This is a genomic window from Brevundimonas olei, assembly GCF_037055245.1.
Classification (GTDB): domain Bacteria; phylum Pseudomonadota; class Alphaproteobacteria; order Caulobacterales; family Caulobacteraceae; genus Brevundimonas; species Brevundimonas olei.
Window position 1 is genome coordinate 1,972,586 of record NZ_CP146369.1, and the last position, 16,522, is coordinate 1,989,107.

At 66.3% G+C, this 16,522-nt stretch carries 17 protein-coding genes and 1 other RNA gene; 9 read left to right on the forward strand and 9 right to left on the reverse strand.

Going from position 1 to position 16,522, the window contains the following annotated elements; genetic code table 11:
* The first annotated feature begins 82 nt into the window (after positions 1–82).
* Positions 83–955 (forward strand): tRNA (adenosine(37)-N6)-dimethylallyltransferase MiaA, encoded by an 873-nt coding sequence (gene miaA / locus V8J38_RS09390; RefSeq protein ID WP_422388291.1) that lies wholly within the window; start codon positions 83–85, stop codon positions 953–955.
* Here miaA and V8J38_RS09395 read toward each other — a convergent pair.
* Positions 952–2,067 (reverse strand): sialidase family protein, encoded by a 1,116-nt coding sequence (locus V8J38_RS09395; RefSeq protein ID WP_338575242.1) that lies wholly within the window; start codon positions 2,065–2,067, stop codon positions 952–954. The genes miaA and V8J38_RS09395 overlap by 4 nt on opposite strands.
* A gap of 70 nt (positions 2,068–2,137) precedes the next feature.
* On the opposite strand from V8J38_RS09395, the gene ssrA reads away from it, so the two are divergent.
* The 3 genes from ssrA to V8J38_RS09410 all read left to right on the forward strand — a co-directional run bounded on the left by ssrA (position 2,138) and on the right by V8J38_RS09410 (position 3,679).
* Positions 2,138–2,505, forward strand: a transfer-messenger RNA (tmRNA) gene (ssrA, locus tag V8J38_RS09400).
* 102 nt (positions 2,506–2,607) lie between these two features.
* Entirely contained in the window at positions 2,608–3,105 is a 498-nt protein-coding gene (locus V8J38_RS09405) for an SspB family protein (protein WP_046652932.1), read from the forward strand.
* 82 nt (positions 3,106–3,187) lie between these two features.
* A complete protein-coding gene (locus tag V8J38_RS09410) occupies positions 3,188–3,679 on the forward strand; it encodes a hypothetical protein (RefSeq protein ID WP_338575250.1) in 492 nt (163 codons plus the stop codon).
* Between the two features lie 61 nt (positions 3,680–3,740).
* On the opposite strand, the gene V8J38_RS09415 is transcribed toward V8J38_RS09410, so the two are convergent.
* Positions 3,741–4,091, reverse strand: a complete 351-nt coding sequence (locus tag V8J38_RS09415; RefSeq protein WP_291775843.1) for a RusA family crossover junction endodeoxyribonuclease — start codon at positions 4,089–4,091, stop codon at positions 3,741–3,743.
* A gap of 105 nt (positions 4,092–4,196) precedes the next feature.
* Between V8J38_RS09415 and fumC the strand changes: the two genes are divergently transcribed.
* Positions 4,197–5,588, forward strand: coding sequence for a class II fumarate hydratase (gene fumC, locus V8J38_RS09420; protein ID WP_291775841.1), 1,392 nt, complete (start codon positions 4,197–4,199; stop codon positions 5,586–5,588).
* Positions 5,589–5,651: 63 nt separating this feature from the next.
* Here the strand turns inward: fumC and V8J38_RS09425 are convergent, their stop codons facing one another.
* Together V8J38_RS09425 and V8J38_RS09430 are read right to left on the reverse strand one after the other, a co-directional pair.
* Positions 5,652–6,047, reverse strand: coding sequence for a YccF domain-containing protein (locus V8J38_RS09425; RefSeq protein ID WP_291775839.1), 396 nt, complete (start codon positions 6,045–6,047; stop codon positions 5,652–5,654).
* Positions 6,048–6,140: 93 nt separating this feature from the next.
* Positions 6,141–6,374, reverse strand: coding sequence for a DUF2171 domain-containing protein (locus V8J38_RS09430; protein ID WP_291776148.1), 234 nt, complete (start codon positions 6,372–6,374; stop codon positions 6,141–6,143).
* An 84-nt stretch (positions 6,375–6,458) separates the two neighbouring features.
* Here V8J38_RS09430 and V8J38_RS09435 point away from each other — a divergent pair, with 84 nt between their 5' ends.
* Positions 6,459–7,052: a glutathione S-transferase gene (locus tag V8J38_RS09435; RefSeq protein WP_338575254.1), complete on the forward strand. Its 594-nt coding sequence runs from the start codon at positions 6,459–6,461 to the stop codon at positions 7,050–7,052.
* On the forward strand, positions 7,052–7,240 hold the full coding sequence (locus V8J38_RS09440; RefSeq protein ID WP_291775834.1) for a DUF4169 family protein: 189 nt from the start codon (positions 7,052–7,054) through the stop codon (positions 7,238–7,240). Before V8J38_RS09435 ends, V8J38_RS09440 begins: the two co-directional genes overlap by 1 nt.
* Here the strand turns inward: V8J38_RS09440 and V8J38_RS09445 are convergent.
* On the reverse strand, positions 7,237–8,541 hold the full coding sequence (locus tag V8J38_RS09445; protein ID WP_338575257.1) for a diguanylate cyclase domain-containing protein: 1,305 nt from the start codon (positions 8,539–8,541) through the stop codon (positions 7,237–7,239). The genes V8J38_RS09440 and V8J38_RS09445 overlap by 4 nt on opposite strands.
* A 178-nt stretch (positions 8,542–8,719) precedes the next feature.
* Here V8J38_RS09445 and V8J38_RS09450 point away from each other — a divergent pair, with 178 nt between their 5' ends.
* A complete protein-coding gene (locus tag V8J38_RS09450) occupies positions 8,720–9,649 on the forward strand; it encodes a YihY/virulence factor BrkB family protein (protein ID WP_338575258.1) in 930 nt (309 codons plus the stop codon).
* On the opposite strand, the gene V8J38_RS09455 is transcribed toward V8J38_RS09450, so the two are convergent.
* The gene (locus V8J38_RS09455; protein ID WP_338575261.1) at positions 9,615–9,860 is read right to left on the reverse strand and encodes a sulfurtransferase TusA family protein; all 246 of its coding nucleotides are present in this window, start codon (positions 9,858–9,860) and stop codon (positions 9,615–9,617) included. The two genes, V8J38_RS09450 and V8J38_RS09455, sit on opposite strands and share 35 nt — an antisense overlap.
* Complete coding sequence (locus V8J38_RS09460) at positions 9,857–10,351, reverse strand: CinA family protein (RefSeq protein ID WP_338575263.1); 495 nt, start codon at positions 10,349–10,351, stop codon at positions 9,857–9,859. Before V8J38_RS09460 ends, V8J38_RS09455 begins: the two co-directional genes overlap by 4 nt.
* 73 nt (positions 10,352–10,424) lie before the next feature.
* Here V8J38_RS09460 and V8J38_RS09465 point away from each other — a divergent pair, with 73 nt between their 5' ends.
* Complete coding sequence (locus V8J38_RS09465) at positions 10,425–12,701, forward strand: fused MFS/spermidine synthase (RefSeq protein ID WP_338575266.1); 2,277 nt, start codon at positions 10,425–10,427, stop codon at positions 12,699–12,701.
* Here the strand turns inward: V8J38_RS09465 and mfd are convergent.
* Both mfd and V8J38_RS09475 read right to left on the reverse strand, forming a co-directional pair.
* The gene (gene mfd, locus V8J38_RS09470; RefSeq protein ID WP_338575268.1) at positions 12,698–16,147 is read right to left on the reverse strand and encodes a transcription-repair coupling factor; all 3,450 of its coding nucleotides are present in this window, start codon (positions 16,145–16,147) and stop codon (positions 12,698–12,700) included. The genes V8J38_RS09465 and mfd overlap by 4 nt on opposite strands.
* On the reverse strand, positions 16,147–16,476 hold the full coding sequence (locus V8J38_RS09475; protein WP_253107869.1) for a succinate dehydrogenase assembly factor 2: 330 nt from the start codon (positions 16,474–16,476) through the stop codon (positions 16,147–16,149). Before V8J38_RS09475 ends, mfd begins: the two co-directional genes overlap by 1 nt.
* Positions 16,477–16,522: the final 46 nt, after the last annotated feature.

Sequence of the window (16,522 nt, forward strand, 5' to 3'; positions counted from 1 at the left end):
AGACTCCTTCATGGCCCGACGGACTTGCCGGACCGATGACGGGCGTTCTATCGCCCTAAGCGTCCGTTCGCGAGTTGATCCTTTGTCCCAGCCTCTCGTCACCCTGATCGCCGGCCCCACCGCTTCGGGCAAGTCGCGCCTGGCGATGGAGAGCGCGCGCGAAACGAACGCCGTCATCATCAACGCCGACAGCCAGCAACTCTACGCCGACCTGCGCGTGCTGAGCGCCCGACCTTCGATAGAAGACGAGGCTGAAATCCCGCACCGCCTCTATGGCGTCGCCGACGCCGCTGACGCTTGGTCCGTCGGTCGTTGGAGCCGGGCGGTCATGGACGTGCTGGCCGAGCTGGCGGCTCAGGGTCGCTCCGCCCTGCTGGTTGGGGGCACGGGCCTCTACTTCAACGCCCTGACCAGGGGGCTGGCCGAAATTCCGCCGGTCCCGATCGAGATCCGCGACGCGGTTCAGGCCGAGTTCGACTGCGAGGGCGAGGCCCCCTTCCGCCGCCGGTTGGCCGAGATCGACCCCGCCGCTGAAGCTGCGATCTTTCCCGGCGACAGACAACGCCTCGTCCGGGCGCTGAGCGTGCATCGCGCCAGCGGCCGCGCGCTCAGCGTCTGGAAAGGAGAGACTCAGCCGCTGCTTCCCCCAGGCAGTTACGATGCTGTCGTCATGGAGCCGCCGCGCGACCGGCTCTACGCTTCCTGCGACATGCGCGTGGATGCGATGATGGCGCATGGCGCGCTGGACGAGGTTCACGCCCTAACCGCCCGCAAACTGGACCATGACTTGCCCGCCATGAAGGCCGTCGGCGTACGCGAACTGGCGGCGCATCTGACGGGGAAGCTATCGCTGGACGACGCGATGACGGCCGTGAAGCAGTCCACCCGCAACTACGCCAAGCGCCAGTTGACCTGGTTCCGCAACCAGACTCCTGGTTGGCGGCGCCTGACCTAGGTCAGCCGTAACGGGTCCAGGACCACATGCCGGATTCGGGTCCGATCATGGGTATAGGTGACATGGATCAGCCCGTCCGACGCCTGAAACACCGCCGGGTAGGCATAGCCATGCGGCAAAGGCTGGGTTTCCAGCGTCAAGACCTTTCGCCACGATAGACCGTCTTCCGAGAGGCCGACATTGAGGGGATAGCGGGGGCCTCTTCCCGGCCGATCCGGGTCATGGGCGGCGTGGTTATAGATGATCACGTGGCGTCCATCCGCCAGGGTGGAAGCGTCCGTACCCGAATTGGGGTTGGGCAGATCGACCGCGCCGATGGGGCTCCATGTCCGCCCGCCATCATGCGACCAGCTGGCCGCCAAGGCTCCCTGACGCGCACGCGCCACGGCCTGCAGCGCGCCGTTTGGATGGACCAGGACGCTGGGCTGGATGGCGTCGATATTCAGGGGCGACGAGACCGGGTCGGTCAAAGCCCAGCTGCGTCCCTGATCCGTGCTGATTTCAAAATGGAGTCGCCAATCCGCCCCGGACGCCGAGCCCATGCCTTCGCCCGCCTCAGTGCTGGACGGCGAAAGCCAGGTTCCATCCGCCAGAATGATCGGCTTGTTCTTGATCGGCCCGAGAACGCCTTCCGGCAACCGGCGCGGCGGCGACCATGTGCGCCCGCCATCCGGCGACGTGATGACCATGCCCCACCAGGAAAACGGATCGGGTCCGACCTTGTAAAACAGGATCAGGTCGCCCTGCGGCGGCTGAAACAGGACGGGGTTCCAAGTGGGGTGACGCGTCCCGTCGTCCTGCACGCCGTCCGCCACGCGAGCGCCCTCGGTCCAGCGCCCTCCTTCAAGGCGAGCGAACCAGATGCAGACATCCGGGTGCTTCTCATGCGTCCCTCCGAACCAGGCGGCCGCCATGACGCCGTCGGACGTCTCCACGATGGTCGAGGCGTGGCATTGCGGATAGGGCGCCTGCTCATAGATGAAGCCTGAGCGGACAATGGCCGAGCCTTCCGTCTGGGGCTCCGCCTTAGCGGCGGTTACAGCCGCCAGGCCGCCGCCGACCCCGGCGGCGCCAAGCCCCAGCCCCAGTCGTCTGCGCGTGATATCGCCCATGCCGCATCTCCCCTCCGGTTCATGCTCCTGATACTGTCCACCGGTGTCAATCATTCCCGCCGCCGACTTCCCTCTTGGATAGGCGCTCGCAAGGACCTATATTGAACCTGCTCGGGTTCGCCCGAGCTATGGCGATAAACGCGCCTGTAATAAGCGGACCGGACCCGGGTGCGATTCCCGGCGGCTCCACCAACTTCTTCCCCGCGTTATCGGCGGAGGCAGCATGGGGCCGACTAGCATCGACGGACGTGTAAAGAGGATTGCTTTCGCTCGTCCTGGCCCACCGTATCGGGCCATTATCTAACTGCGAACGATAACTTCGCTGGAGAAGTCCGCCTCGCCGCGTAATGCGGTTCGGTTGATTTCGAACTTAAACTCCTAGGGGTTCAGATCCTTAGGCGGGGCCTGTCGGGAGCCTGGCAACAGAATCCCGGCGCTTCATCCCGACATCGAAATTCCTGTGCCGACGGCGACTCTTGTGTCTTCCGTCGCTCGCCCTGGACGGGTAACAGTCGCGTGTTCCCCTTTTCTGAGGCGCCGATGACGGATCAAACTCCCCCTGTCGACGAGATGCATTACGAGCAACTCGCCCAGGACGCCCTGCGCGGCGTGATCCGCCTTGCGCTGGAGCGCGCGGCCGAGCCTGAGGGCATTCCCGGCGCCCACCACTTCTACATCACCTTCAAGACCCGCGGGGCCGGCGTCAGCGTTCCGCCGGACGTCCTAGCCAAATATCCGGACGAGATGACGGTGGTGCTGCAGCACCAGTATTGGGATCTGGCGGTCGAGCCCGATCTGTTCTCGGTGATGCTGAAGTTCGGCGGCGCGCCCAAGGTGCTGACCGTTCCCTATAGCGCCGTGGTCCGCTTCTACGACCCCAGCGTGCAGTTCCTGCTGCAGTTCGACGAACCGGAAATCGTCGAGGCCGAGATCGCGCCCCTGTCGCCGCCCGCGCGGGACCCGGACGCCGCCCCGCCTCCGCCCTCGGACGACGATGGGCCGAAGGTCGTGTCCCTGGATCAATTCCGCAAAAAATAACGCCGCCTCGTTTGAGGAGGCGCAACCTTTGTCGGCGAGCAAGCATTGCCGTGACCTCCCCTATCCAAGCGAGGTCGTTGTGATGCGCCTGTCTCTCATATCCGTCGCCGTCGCCGCTCTGACGCTAGCCGCCTGCAACCAGCCGGAAGCGGCACCGCCCGCCGAGACGCCCGCCGCCCCGGTCGAAATCGCCCCCGCGCCGACCGATGCCGCCGTATCGGACTGGAGCGCCCTGAACGCCCAGGTCGGAAAATATCCGAACGAGACCAAACTGCTGGAAGACAGCGCGATCACAGCCGACCTGAAGACGCTGCTGGGCGCCAAATTCGACGTCCTGGCCACCAACATGCAGACCCAAGCGCCGCTGCAGAAAGACGGCGCGGTCCTGTTCACCTCGGGCAACAAGCAGCATGAGGGCGGCGTCAACGCGGCCTATCTGCTGATCGACCCGGCGGCCAAGGCGCTGGAAGTCGGCCTGTGGGAAGGCGGCAAGCTGACGACCTACAAGACCCCCGGCTCGAACATCGCCAAGCCGAAGGACGTCCAGACGATGATTTCGAACGCAGAAAGCTGATCCGTCTCGTCTGATCTGAGTTCCCAGATAGGGGTCGCGCCCAGCGCGGCCCCTATTTTCGTCACCCTCTGGGAAATACGCGAATAGTGATCCTCTCGCGCTCGCCTTCGCGTCGCTCGACCAACAGACGGGCGACCTGGCTGTCGTCGTGAAACAGATAGCCCTTGATGGCGTCCAGCAGGGCCTTGGCCAGGTTGTCCAGGTCCATCCACGGCGGATCGCCGACGTGCTCCATCACGATCTCGACGACGTAATCGCCCCACGATGGTCGCGACGTCCATTCCTTGCGCATGAACTCATAGACCAGCGGCTTGTAGTATTTTGCCTGGGTGGTCAGGCCGTCGATGGTGATCTCGACCGCCTCGCCCTGCTCGCGCGCCCTGACCTTTCCGGTTCCGATCCAGCCGTCCACGCGCCGTCCGCCTTTCGTGATCAGCGGCTCGCCTTGCTCCGCCGCGCCTGCGTGCTACACCGCCCGGCATCTTCCCGCCACGCCTGAGAGACGAGTCCCGCGCACATGAGCAAAGTTCGTATCGAAACCGACACCTTCGGCCCCATCGAAGTCGCCGCTGATCGCTATTGGGGCGCGCAAGCCCAGCGCTCGCTCGGAAACTTCAAGATCGGCTGGGAGAAGCAGCCCCTGCCGGTCGTGCGCGCTCTGGGCATCGTCAAGCGCGCCGCCGCCGAGACCAACCGCGACCTGGGCAAGCTGGACCCCAAGCTGGCCGACGCCATCATCGCCGCCGCCAATGAAGTGATCGAAGGCAAGCTGAACGCCCACTTCCCTCTGGTCGTCTGGCAGACCGGTTCGGGCACCCAGTCGAACATGAACGCCAATGAGGTGATCTCGAACCGCGCCATCGAGATGCTGGGCGGCGAGATGGGCTCCAAGAAGCCGGTCCACCCCAACGACCACGTCAACATGAGCCAGTCGTCGAACGACACCTATCCGACGGCCATGCACGTCGCCTGCGCCGAGCAGGTGGTCAACGACCTGATCCCCGCGCTGAAGCATCTGCACGCCGCCCTGGACGCCAAGGCGAAGGCCTGGGCCCACATCATCAAGATCGGCCGCACCCACACTCAGGACGCCACGCCGCTGACGCTGGGCCAGGAGTTCGGCGGCTACGCCCATCAGGTCGCCATTGGCATCGAGCGTATCGAGCTGACCCTGCCGCGCCTGATGGAGCTGGCCCAGGGCGGCACCGCCGTCGGCACCGGCCTGAACGCGCCGATCGGCTTCGCTGAAAAGGTCGCAGCCCAGATCGCAGGCATCACCGGCCTGCCCTTCACCACGGCGCCGAACAAGTTCGAGGCCCTGGCCGCCCACGACGCCATGGTCTTCACCCACGGCGCGATCAACACGGTCGCCGCATCGCTGTTCAAGATCGCCAACGACATCCGCTTCCTGGGCTCGGGCCCGCGCGCGGGTCTGGGCGAGCTGTCGCTGCCGGAAAACGAGCCCGGCTCGTCCATCATGCCGGGCAAGGTCAACCCGACCCAGAGCGAAGCCCTGACCCAAGTCTGCGTCCAGGTGTTCGGCAACAACGCCGCCCTGTCATTCGCCGGTTCGCAGGGCCACTTCGAGCTGAACGTCTACAACCCGGTGATGGCCTACAACTTCCTGCAATCGGTCCGCCTGGTCGCCGATGCGGCCATCAGCTTCACCGACAACTGCGTCGTCGGCATCGAGCCGCGCGAGGACAACATCAAGCACGGCCTGGAAAACAGCCTGATGCTGGTCACCGCCCTGAACGCCAAGCTGGGCTATGACACCTGCGCCAAGATCGCCAAGACGGCGCACAAGAACGGCACCACCCTGCGCCAGGAAGCCGTCGGCGGCGGCTATCTGACGGACGCCGAATTCGACGAATACGTCCGTCCCGAGAAGATGATCGCGCCGCAGTAAGCCGCGCTTGTCACCAGAGATGAAGACGCCGGCCGGGTTCGTCCCGGCCAGCGTTTTTCATGTTCAGCGCCTGTCGCGGATCGTCCGCCCCACCGGCGCCAACGACAGCTTGGCCAGTTCGACGTTCTTCAACGCGAACGGAATGCCGATCAGGCTGACGAACTGCGGCACGGCGATCAGGATATGCGCCAGGGCGATGTACCAACCCGCCAGCACCAGCCAGATCACGTTCAACCCGACGCCCAGACATCCCGCGCCCAGATCGGCCGGGTTCGGGTCGCGCCAGACGATCTCTCGTCCGAACGGCCAGAAGGAATAGCTGGCGATCCGCCACGCCGAAAAAGCCCACGGCAGGCCGACTACGGTCAGCGCCAGCAGCAGCCCGCCGAACAACCAGGCCAGGCCAGAGGCGAACCCGCCCAGGAAGAACCACAGCAGGTTCAGGATCAGTCGGATCAAATCAGTCGCCCCTTTGCGTTGCTCTTCCCTTCATATGGCGAAAGGCCCCGCTGATTACAGCGGGGCCTGGGATGAAATCGCGGTAAGGCGACGCTAGTGCTTCTCGGTCCAGCGCGCCTTGGCTTCGTCCTTGCTCAGGCTCAAATGGACATGTTCGTCCACGCGAGACACCCAGCTGACCGGAATCATGTGGTGCTTGAGGCCTGAACCCAAGTCTAGCTTGGCGAGCTCGATCTGGTCGCCCATCACGTGATCGACACGGCCGACATGGGCGCCGTCGGAACCGACGACTTCCTGATGTTCCTTGATCATCGAGGCGTTTATCATGGTCTTCTCCATGGCTGTGCGGGACCTCATGAGAACGAGCCCGCCGGTCATGAGTTCATCGCAAGGCCGTCCACGGAGTTCACAATGTCGATGATCGTCCACCACGCGCCGCAGTCCCGCTCGACGCGTCTTCTGTGGCTGCTGGAAGAGCTGGGCGCCGACTACCGCGTCCATTACGTCGACATCCTGCGACGCGACGGCCAGGGACGAACCGACCCCGCCAATCCGCATCCGCTGAAACAGGCTCCGGCGCTCGAGGTCGACGGTCAGGTGCTGATCGAATCGGTGCTGATCTTCCTCTTCCTGACCGATCGACATCGCGAGGCGGGACTGGCGCCGGGGCCGACCGATCCATGCCGGGCCGAGTATCTGTCGTGGCTGGGCCTTTACAACAATGTGCTTGAGACCGTGCTCACGTCCGGCCCTCCCGACGGCTGGAGCCAGACGCAGCAGGCCGCCTATGCCGAACTGGACCGGCGCTGGCGTACGGCGATCCAGGACGGCGGCTTCATCCTGGGCGACTTCTCCGCCCTCGACATTCTGTTCGGCAGCCTGCTGCAATGGTTCCGCGCCGCCATGCCCGCGGGCGAGCCCTATGACGCCTATGTCCAGCGCATCGGCGCCCGTCCGGCGCTGAAGCGCGCCTGGGCCAAGGACAGCCCGGACGGGCATGTCTGATGGGCGAGATCGTCAACCTGAACAAGGCGCGCAAGGCGCGCGACAAGGCCGCCGCCAAGCGCACGGCCGAGGCCAACCGCCTGACGTTCGGCCGCACACGCGCAGAACGTGACGCGACCAAGGCTGAACGCGAACGCGCTTCCGCCATGCTGGACGGCCACAAGCTTGAAGATGAGACGGACGCCTAGGCCGCCAGGACCTGGATCGAAGCGCGCTCCAGCAAGGCGGCCGGCGACTCGCCCGGCGTCATCTCGGCCACGCCGACGTCCAGTTCGACCACGAAGGGCGAGCGGTTCATCCCCGCGTCAAAGGCTGTGCAGGCGATCACCGCCGCGATCCGCTCCGCCGTCAGGCGCGCCGCCGCATGGTCCGTCGCCGGCAGCGCCAGGGCGAACGTCTCCGACGACAGGCGTGCGGCCGTATCCTCCACGCGCACCAGTCGCGAAACCATGGCGCCGATCTGAGGCATGGCCCGCTCCAGCCAACCGCCCTTCCGCACGGCCGCCATCGTCTCATTGTCCGGCACGCGCAGGACGCAGACCGACAGGCGACGATTTCGCACGCCCGCGCCCTTGGCGATCCGGGCCAGATGCGCGGCGAACAGGTCGCGGCTGAACAGGCCGGTCTCCGGGTCCATCAAGTCAGACCCGCGTATGGCGTCCAGGGCGCGCCTCAACCCCTGCCGCCGGCGATGATTGCGCGCCAGGGCCAGCACCCGCTCGGCGGCCTCCTCTTCCGAGGTCTCGGCGGCGGCGACGTCTGCAAAGCCTCTTTCGAACAGGTCGATCAGATCCGGCTCGCCCTCATCCCGCAGATAGAGGGTCAGGGGGATGTGATAGAGGCGCGTGTTACGGCGCATACCGGCCGCGATCGACAGCGCAGGGGCATGGTCCCGATCGCCCCAGAGCACGGCGGCGTCAAAGGCCCTCTCGTGGAGATAATCAAAGGCCGTATAGGGGGTCGGCGCCGCCACCGCCTCGGCGCCGGCCGCCGCCAGGGCGTTCGACAAGGCCAGAAAGCGGCGGTCGGCCGCGCCCGCAGTCAGAACCTGCATCGGCCTGTCGTTCATGGCCGGTTCCGGCAGATCGACTCCGTGCGCCGCAAAGGTGGCCCGGCGCAGCATGAACTCTTCTTCGGCCACGGCGGCCCGCGTCATCTGCTCCAGACGCAACGCCATCTGCAACGGGTGAGGATCTGTGGAGACCACGAGGTCGCACGCGTCCGCCACGTCCTCCGAGGCGGCGCCCAGGCCCAGGATCGACAGATAGCGCGGAGCGGCGGCGCGGCGCAGTTGCTTCAGGCCGCCTTCGGGGACGCTTCCCAGCTGGACCACGGCCGCGTCGACGGGCAGGTCCGACACCGCCAGAAGCGCAGCGTCGAGCGAGCGCGCGGTGACGGTGCGCCAGCCCAATCGGTCCATGTCCTCGCAGAGGGAGCCCAGCTGATCGTCGGCGTCGGCGACGACCAGAACGCGCGGATCAGATTCCAAACATTGTCTCCTTGGCCTGGCCGGTTCGCCCCCGCGACCGCGCCAGACGCCGCCATGATACCGGCGCCGACGAGGCCCGCAATGGGCAAGGTCGATCATCCAATGACGACATTGGGACTTCTCACCGCATGGCGAATGGGGTTAATCCGCCCCCTTCTTTGACGATCGAGACTGCGGATTGACCTTTTCCACGCCGATCACGGCCCAACCTCGACTCTGGCTGCGCCTGACGACCCGGGCCTTCAGCCGCAGTTGGGGACGCGATGTCATGCTCTACACGGGCGGCGTGTCCTTCTTCGCCCTGCTGGCGCTCTTCCCGGCCATCGCCATCCTGATCGGCTTCTACAAGGCGGTCCTGACCATCGGTCAAGTCAGCGAGCAGGCCGCCGCCCTGGCTGACGTCATCCCCTCGGCGGCGCGCACCCTGTTCCTGAACGAGATCGACCGTTTGGCGAACGCCTCGGCGCGCACGGTCTCGGCCCAGAGCGCCATCGCCCTGGTGATCGGCGCCTATGCGGCGCATCGGGGGTTCAAGGCCTTGCTGGCCGGACTGAACCTGATTCATGACGAGACGAACCCGCTCGGCTTCTTCAAGTTCAACATGCTGGCCTTCCTGGTCGCCCTGGCGGCCTTCGTGCTGTTCACCATCGTATCCGGGGCCGTCGTGACCTCGCGCCTGATGGAGCACGCCTATGTGGATCAGCCGGCCGGTTGGCTGGCCTTGCCTCTGGACGGCATTTGGCCCGCGCTCGGCCTGTGGCTGGGGCTGACCATGCTGTATCGCTACGCCATGGCGCACGCCAAGCGCGTCGCGTGGAAGGCGGCAGTCATCGGCGGCCTGGTCGCCACGGTCATGTCCAGCTTCTTCTCGTGGCTGTGCACCATCTATGTCGAGCAGATCGTCCACCTGGGCGCGACCTACGGCTCGGTCGGCGCCGTGGTGGTTTTGCTGATCTGGCTGTCATGGAACGTCAACGCCGTCTTCTACGGCGGCGCCTTCGCCACGGAGCTCGAGATCGAGTGGGAAAGGAACGCAACCCCGCCCGAGCCGGTCGCCCTGCCCGACACGGTCGTCAACCTGTCCGAGCGGCGCCAGTCTCGACAGTAAAGCTCAGGACGCCGTCCGCCTCGTCGATCTGAACCACGCGGCCGCCCAGTTCCTGCATCAGGAAGGGCACGTCGATCCGCGCCATGGCGTCCGTGGCCAGCAGAATCAGTCGGGAGCCCGGCGCCTGGCCCTCCAGCGCCTTGCGCAGGCGCAGGCTGGGAACCGGGCATTTGTGGCCGCGCGCATCAACGGTGGTCGTGATCATGCTCATGCCGGAATGGCGTCCAGCAGAAGCCCCAGAGCGGTCCGCACGCTTTCCAGCCGGACCGCGTCACGTCCTATGTCGCCGAAGCGTTTCTCGACATGCGCCGTGCGCCCGTCCGGGCCGTGAGCCGCGAAATGCACCAGGCCCACCGGCTTCTGCGGCGATCCCCCGCCCGGTCCGGCGATCCCCGTCACCGAGACCGTGATGGAAGCCCGCGAACGCGCCGCCGCGCCCTCGGCCATGGCGCGCGCCGTCGGCTCGGACACGGCCCCGAAGCGCTCCAGCACCTCTTCCGGCACGCCCAGCATCTCGACCTTCGCTTCATTGCTGTAGGTGACAAAGCCGCGATCCAGCACGGCCGAGGAGCCGGCGATCGCCGTCAGCGCGCCCGAGATCAGGCCGCCGGTGCAGCTCTCGGCCGTGGCGATCAGCAGGCCCGCCCCTTCCGCCCGACGGATCACGGTCTGGGCGATCGCCTCGATGTCCTGCGGCAACATGGGAATTCGCTCCGTCCTCGAGTCGTCATAGCCTCGTCGAACGGAATCAGCCGCCCGACGCCGAAAGCTGCGAATGACCGAACATATCCTGTCTCCGGCGCATCGCAGGATCGATGCGATAACACCTGCGGCCTTCGCCGTCGCCGTCTTCACCTCGGCCAGTCTGGTTTTCGTCGTCCAGCCGATGACGACGAAACTGGTGCTGCCCCTGCTGGGCGGCTCGCCATCGGTGTGGAACACCGCCATGGTCTTCTTCCAGGCGGCCTTGCTGGCGGGCTATCTCTACGCGCACCTGCTGCAGCGCATCCCCTCGATCCGGCTCCAGGCGACGATCCATCTGAGCCTGCTGGCGGCCGCCGCCCTGTTTCTGCCCCTGAGCATCACCCAGGCGCTGGGCGATCCCGACCCGTCCGCTCCCATCGGCTGGCTGCTCGGCGCGCTGGCGTTGTCCGTCGGCGCGCCTTTCGCCGTGCTCTCGGCCACGGCGCCTCTGCTACAGGCCTGGTATGCGCGAGTCCGCGCAGGGCGGCCCGACGGGGCCAACCCCTATGTCCTCTACGCCGCCTCCAACCTGGGCAGCTTTCTGGCGCTTCTGGCCTATCCGGCCCTGATCGAGCCGCTCGCCTCGCTGTCAGGGCAAAGATGGGGCTGGACGGTCGGCTATGGCGTCTTCGCCGCCATTCTGGTGGGGCTGCTGACGCTCATGCCGCGCACCGGCGGCGTCGTTCAGGCTCGTCCGACCAAGGAGCGCAGCCCGCCCATTCCCTGGCGTCGCAAGGCGGTGCTGGTGCTGCTGGCGGCGGCGCCGTCCAGCCTGATGCTGGGCGTCACCACTCATCTTTCAACCGACGTGGCCTCTGCGCCCTTCCTCTGGGTGGCGCCCCTGGCGCTCTATCTTCTGACCTTCGTCATCGCCTTTCAGGCCAAGCCCTGGATTCCCCTGTCCATCACCTTGCTGGCCCAGGCGACCTTCACCGTCATGATCGCCGCCCTGGTCGGCATGACGACCGGCCAATGGCTGACCCTGCTGGGGCTGCATCTGCTGGGCTTCTTCTTCACCGCCCTGATGTGCCACCAGCAGATGGCGGCCCGGCGCCCAGCCCCGGACCGGCTGACGGAATTCTACCTTCTGCTGTCGCTGGGCGGCGTCCTGGGCGGAGCCTTCACCGCCCTGATCGCGCCGGTCGTGTTCGAGACGGTGCTGGAGTATCCGCTGGTCATGGTCCTGGTGTGTCTGGCCCGGCCCTGGCTCGGCGACCGCCCGACCAAACGGACAGTCTGGCTGATGACAGCGGGACTGATGCTCGCCGCCTTCGTGCCCCTGCTGTTCGAGATGCTGCGTTACGATCCGCCGCTGAGAGCGGCCTTCAGCGATTTCGGCCTGACTACAACGGCTCAGATCATCCTGGGCGTCGCCGCGCTTTGCGCCTTCCTGATCCGGGACCGAGCGTTGATGTTCACGGCCGTCGTCGCCGCCATGACCCTCTCGGCCCATTACATCGGGCGCGGCTATGACTGGAGCCTGACCGAACGCAGCTTCTTCGGCGTCATGCGCGTGGCGGCCACGGCCGATCCCAAGATGGGAGGCGACATTCATGTGCTGATGCACGGCACAACCCTGCACGGCGCCCAGGCGCGCAATCCTGATTTCTCCTGCGCCCCGACCATGTACTATGCGCAGCCCACGCCTCTGGGCCAGGCGGCGGAGCTGATCCAGGCGCGCGGTCCAGGCGCCGTGATCGGCATCGTGGGACAGGGCTCGGGCGCCATGGCTGCCTATAAGCGCGCCTCGGACCAGATGAGCTTCTTCGAGATCGATCCCATGGTCGATCGCCTGTCGCGCGATCCCCAGTGGTTCACCTTCATCTCGGATTGCGCCGACGGTCCGATCCGCACCATTCTGGGTGATGCGCGGCTGACGTTGAACCGGGAGGCTCCCGGCTCTTATGACCTGTTGGTGATCGACGCCTTCTCGTCCGACGCCGTACCGACCCATCTGCTCACCCGTGAGGCGATCGAGGGCTATCTCAAGCTGCTCAAGCCCACGGGTGTGGTCGTGCTCCACCTGTCCAACCGCAATCTGGACATCACCCTGCCCGCCGTCGCCGCCGCGCGCGAACTGGGCGCGGCCGAGCTGCATCAGGTCTATATCGAACACCCCGAAGCGGCCCTGATGGCCGAGGCTTCGACCGAGGCCTTGGTCATCTCGCCTACGGCCGAAGGACTGGCCGATTTCAGAGCCGACGGACGCTGGCGCAAGCTGGCGCCCACCGAGGTGCGGCCCTGGACCGACGACTACGTCAACCTGTTCGGCGCCGTGATGCGAAGCATGCAGGCGCGAGCCGGCTAGGCCGCGCCCGCCACCCGCGCCAGATCGGCCGTGATCCGCTCGGCGACCTTCAGGCGGTCGTCGGGCGTGGGCCAATCGCCCTTCACGACGATCTTCTGGTCCGGCCGAATTTTCCAGAAGGCGTGGTTCTTCTGGATCAGACCCACCAGACCCATCGGGTTGGGGAAGGTGTTGTTGCGCAGGGTCAGCACCGCGCCCTTGGGCCCGATGTCGATCTTTTCGATCATGGCCGTGCGGCAGTTGGCCTTGATCCCGACGATCCGCAGAAGCTGCTGCGCCTCGTCCGGCAAGGGCCCGAACCGGTCAATCAGTTCGGCGGCCATGGCCTCGCGGTCCTCCATCTTCTCGGCGTCGGACAGGCGGCGATACAGGCTCAGACGGACGTTCAGGTCCGGGACGTAATCCTCTGGAATCAATACGGCCGCGCCGACATTGATCGAGGGCGACCAGCCGCGATCCGGGGCCGCCTCGCCCTGCTCACGCAGCTCGGCGACAGCGTCCTCCAGCATCTGCTGATACAGTTCGACGCCGACCTCGCGGATGTGGCCCGACTGTTCGTCGCCCAGCAGGTTGCCGCCGCCGCGCTGATCCAGATCGTGGCTCGCCAATTGAAAGCCCGCGCCCAGATTGTCCAGCGACTGCAACACCTGCAGACGCCGCTCGGCCGAGAGGCTCAACGGCTTGGTCGGATCGGTCGTCAGATAGGCGAAGGCCCGCGCCTTGGACCGGCCGATCCGGCCCCTGATCTGGTGAAGCTGGGCCAGACCGAACATGTCCGCGCGATGCACGACAAGCGTGTTGGCCGTGGGAATGTCGATGCCGCTTTCGACGATGGTCGTCGAGACCAGCACGTCATATTCGCCGTCATAGAAGGCGCTCATCACGGCTTCCAGCTGGGTCGGGCTCATCTGGCCGTGGCCGACGACGAACTTCACCTCGGGCACCTGTTCGCGCAGGAACCGCTCGATGTCGGGCAAATCCTTCAGGCGCGGCGCAACGTAATAGGCCTGGCCGCCGCGATACTTCTCGCGCAGCAGGGCCTCGCGCACCAGCACGGGATCCCATGGCGTGACATAGGTCCGCACCGCCAGACGGTCGACCGGCGGCGTGGCGATGATCGACATCTCGCGAATGCCCGACAGCGCCATCTGCAAGGTGCGCGGAATGGGCGTGGCCGTCAGGGTCAGCAGGTGAACATCGGCCCGCAGGGACTTCAGCTTCTCCTTGTGCTTGACGCCGAAATGCTGCTCCTCGTCGACGATGACGAGGCCCAGATCCTTGAATCCGACCTGATCGGCCAGCACCGCATGGGTGCCGACGACGATCTCGAAACTGCCGTCCTTCAGGCCTGCACGGGTCTCGTTCGCATCCTTGGCCGTGACCATACGCGACAGGTGGCGCACCTTGATCGGCCAGCCGGCGAAGCGTTCGCTGAAGGTCTTGAAGTGCTGACGCGCCAGCAGGGTTGTCGGGCAGACGATGGCGACCTGTTGGCCGGTCATGGCCACCACGAAGGCGGCGCGCAAGGCGACCTCCGTCTTGCCGAAGCCGACGTCGCCGCAGATCAGGCGATCCATCGGCGTGCCCTTGCCCAGATCCTCCAGCACGTCACCGATGGCGTTCAGTTGGTCGTCCGTCTCCTCATAGGGGAATCGGGCGCAGAACTCGTCGAACAGACCCGCGGGCGGCACGATGGCGTCGGACACCCTCAGCGCCCGCTTGGCGGCCAGAGCGATCAGCCCCTCGGCCATGGCGCGCAGACGCTCCTTGGCCTTGGCCTTGCGCGCCTGCCAGCCCGCGCCGCCCAGACGGTCAAGTTGAACCCCTTCAGCGTCCGTACCGTAGCGCGTCAGAAGGTCAATGTTTTCAACCGGCAGATAGAGCTTGCTCTCACCCGCATAGAGGAGTTCGAGGCAGTCGTGAGGCGCTTCCTGGATCTCCAGCGTCCGCAGACCCTCATAACGGCCGATGCCGTGATCCAGGTGAACGACCAGATCGCCCGCCGTCAGGGCGGACGCCTCAGCCAGGAAGTTGGACGCCCGCCGCTTGCGCTTGGGCCGCGCCAAACGGTCGCCCAGAATGTCGGTCTCGGAGATGACGGCCAGATCATCGGTGGCGAAACCATGCTCGACCGGCAGCACCGCGCGCAGATAGATGCCGTCCGGCGCGCCGCGCACATCGTCCCAATCGCGCACCGCCACGACGTGCGTCAGACCGTGATCGCCCAGCATGGCCGCCAGACGTTCGGCCGAGCCTTCGGACCATGACGCGAACAGGACGCGCTTGCCCTGCCCCTTCAGCGCCTCGGCGTGCTGGGCCACGGCCGCGAACAGATTGACGCTGTCCTGCGACCGCTCGGCGGCGAAACTGCGGCCCAGACGGCCGCCCGCGTCCTCGCCCGAACCGGCGGCCAGCGGAGACAGACGGCGCACGGCGCGACCGGCCAAGGCGCTGTTCCAGTCGCCGTCGTCCAGATAGAGCCGTGCGGGCGGCAGGGCGCGATAGGCCGCACCGCCCTTGCCGCGCGCCGCCTCCTTGCGCGCCTCATAGGCGTCAACGGTCAGGTTCCAGCGTTCCGCACGCGCCTGTTCCGTCTGGCTATCCAAAAAGACCGGCGACGTGTCCGGCAGATAATCGAACAGCGTGTCCAGCCGGCCGTAGAACAGCGGCAGCCAGTGTTCGACGCCCTGACGACGCGCGCCCTCGCTGACGGCGGCGTACATCGGCTCATCGCCCGGCGCGCCGAACAGGTTCAGGTAGCCGCTGCGGAAGCGCGAGATGGCGTCCGCGTCCAGCAGGACTTCCGACACCGGCGAGAGGGAAACCGCCGTCAACTGGCGCGTCGAGCGCTGGGTCTCAGGATCAAAGGCGCGGATCGATTCCAGTTCCGAGCCGAACATGTCGAGCCGCACCGGCTCGTCGAACCCCGGCGGGAAGACGTCGATCACCCCGCCGCGGATGGCGTATTCGCCACGCTCCGACACGGTGGATGCGCGCACATAGCCGTTGGCCGCGACGTAGCGCTCGAGAGCGCCCGTATCGAGATCGGCGCCGACCTTGGCCGCGAAACCGGCGCCGGTGACGGCGCTGCGCGGTGGCGTGCGCTGGGCGGCGGCCGCGACGGTGGCGACCACCAGCAGCGGCGTCCTGTCCGCCGGATCGCGCGTCGCCAGCCGGGTCAGGGTCGCCATGCGCTGGGCGGCGACCGAAGCCGTCGGGCTCAGCCGGTCATAGGGCAGGCAATCCCACGACGGATATTCAAGAACTTCAATATCCTTGGCAAAAAAGCGGAAGGCCTGAATGAAGTTACCCGAGCGCTGATAGTCACGCGCCACGAACAGGACGACTCCGCCCTGCGTCTTGATGCGGTCGGCGACGATCAGGGCGTCCAGCCCCTCCGGCGCGCCGCCCAGCTCCATGTCGGTCCGCGCCAGCGCCGCGTCCATCAGCCGATGCCCTTGGCCACTTCGGCGGCGACATGGGCGCGCATGAAGGCGCGAATGCGGGCCATCATCGGCCCCTCGAATTCGGGCGGGGTCGGTTCGCGCTCGATGATCCAGGCGTAGAGATACTGATCCTCTTCATCCAGCAGGCGCTCGAACTCGGTCAATTCGTCGTCGTTCAGCGTCGGCGCGACCTGATCTGCGAACGGGCCCAGCACCATGTCCGCCTCGCGAAAGCCCCGGCGCCAGGCGCGGAAGGCGATGCGGCCCAGACGCGTTTTGCGGTCGTCAGAGTTCAGGGCGTCTTCGGGACGTGCGTCGATATCGGCCACGCGGTTTCCTTGCCTGTCCGTTCATTTCGGTAAGAGGCGGATCAGA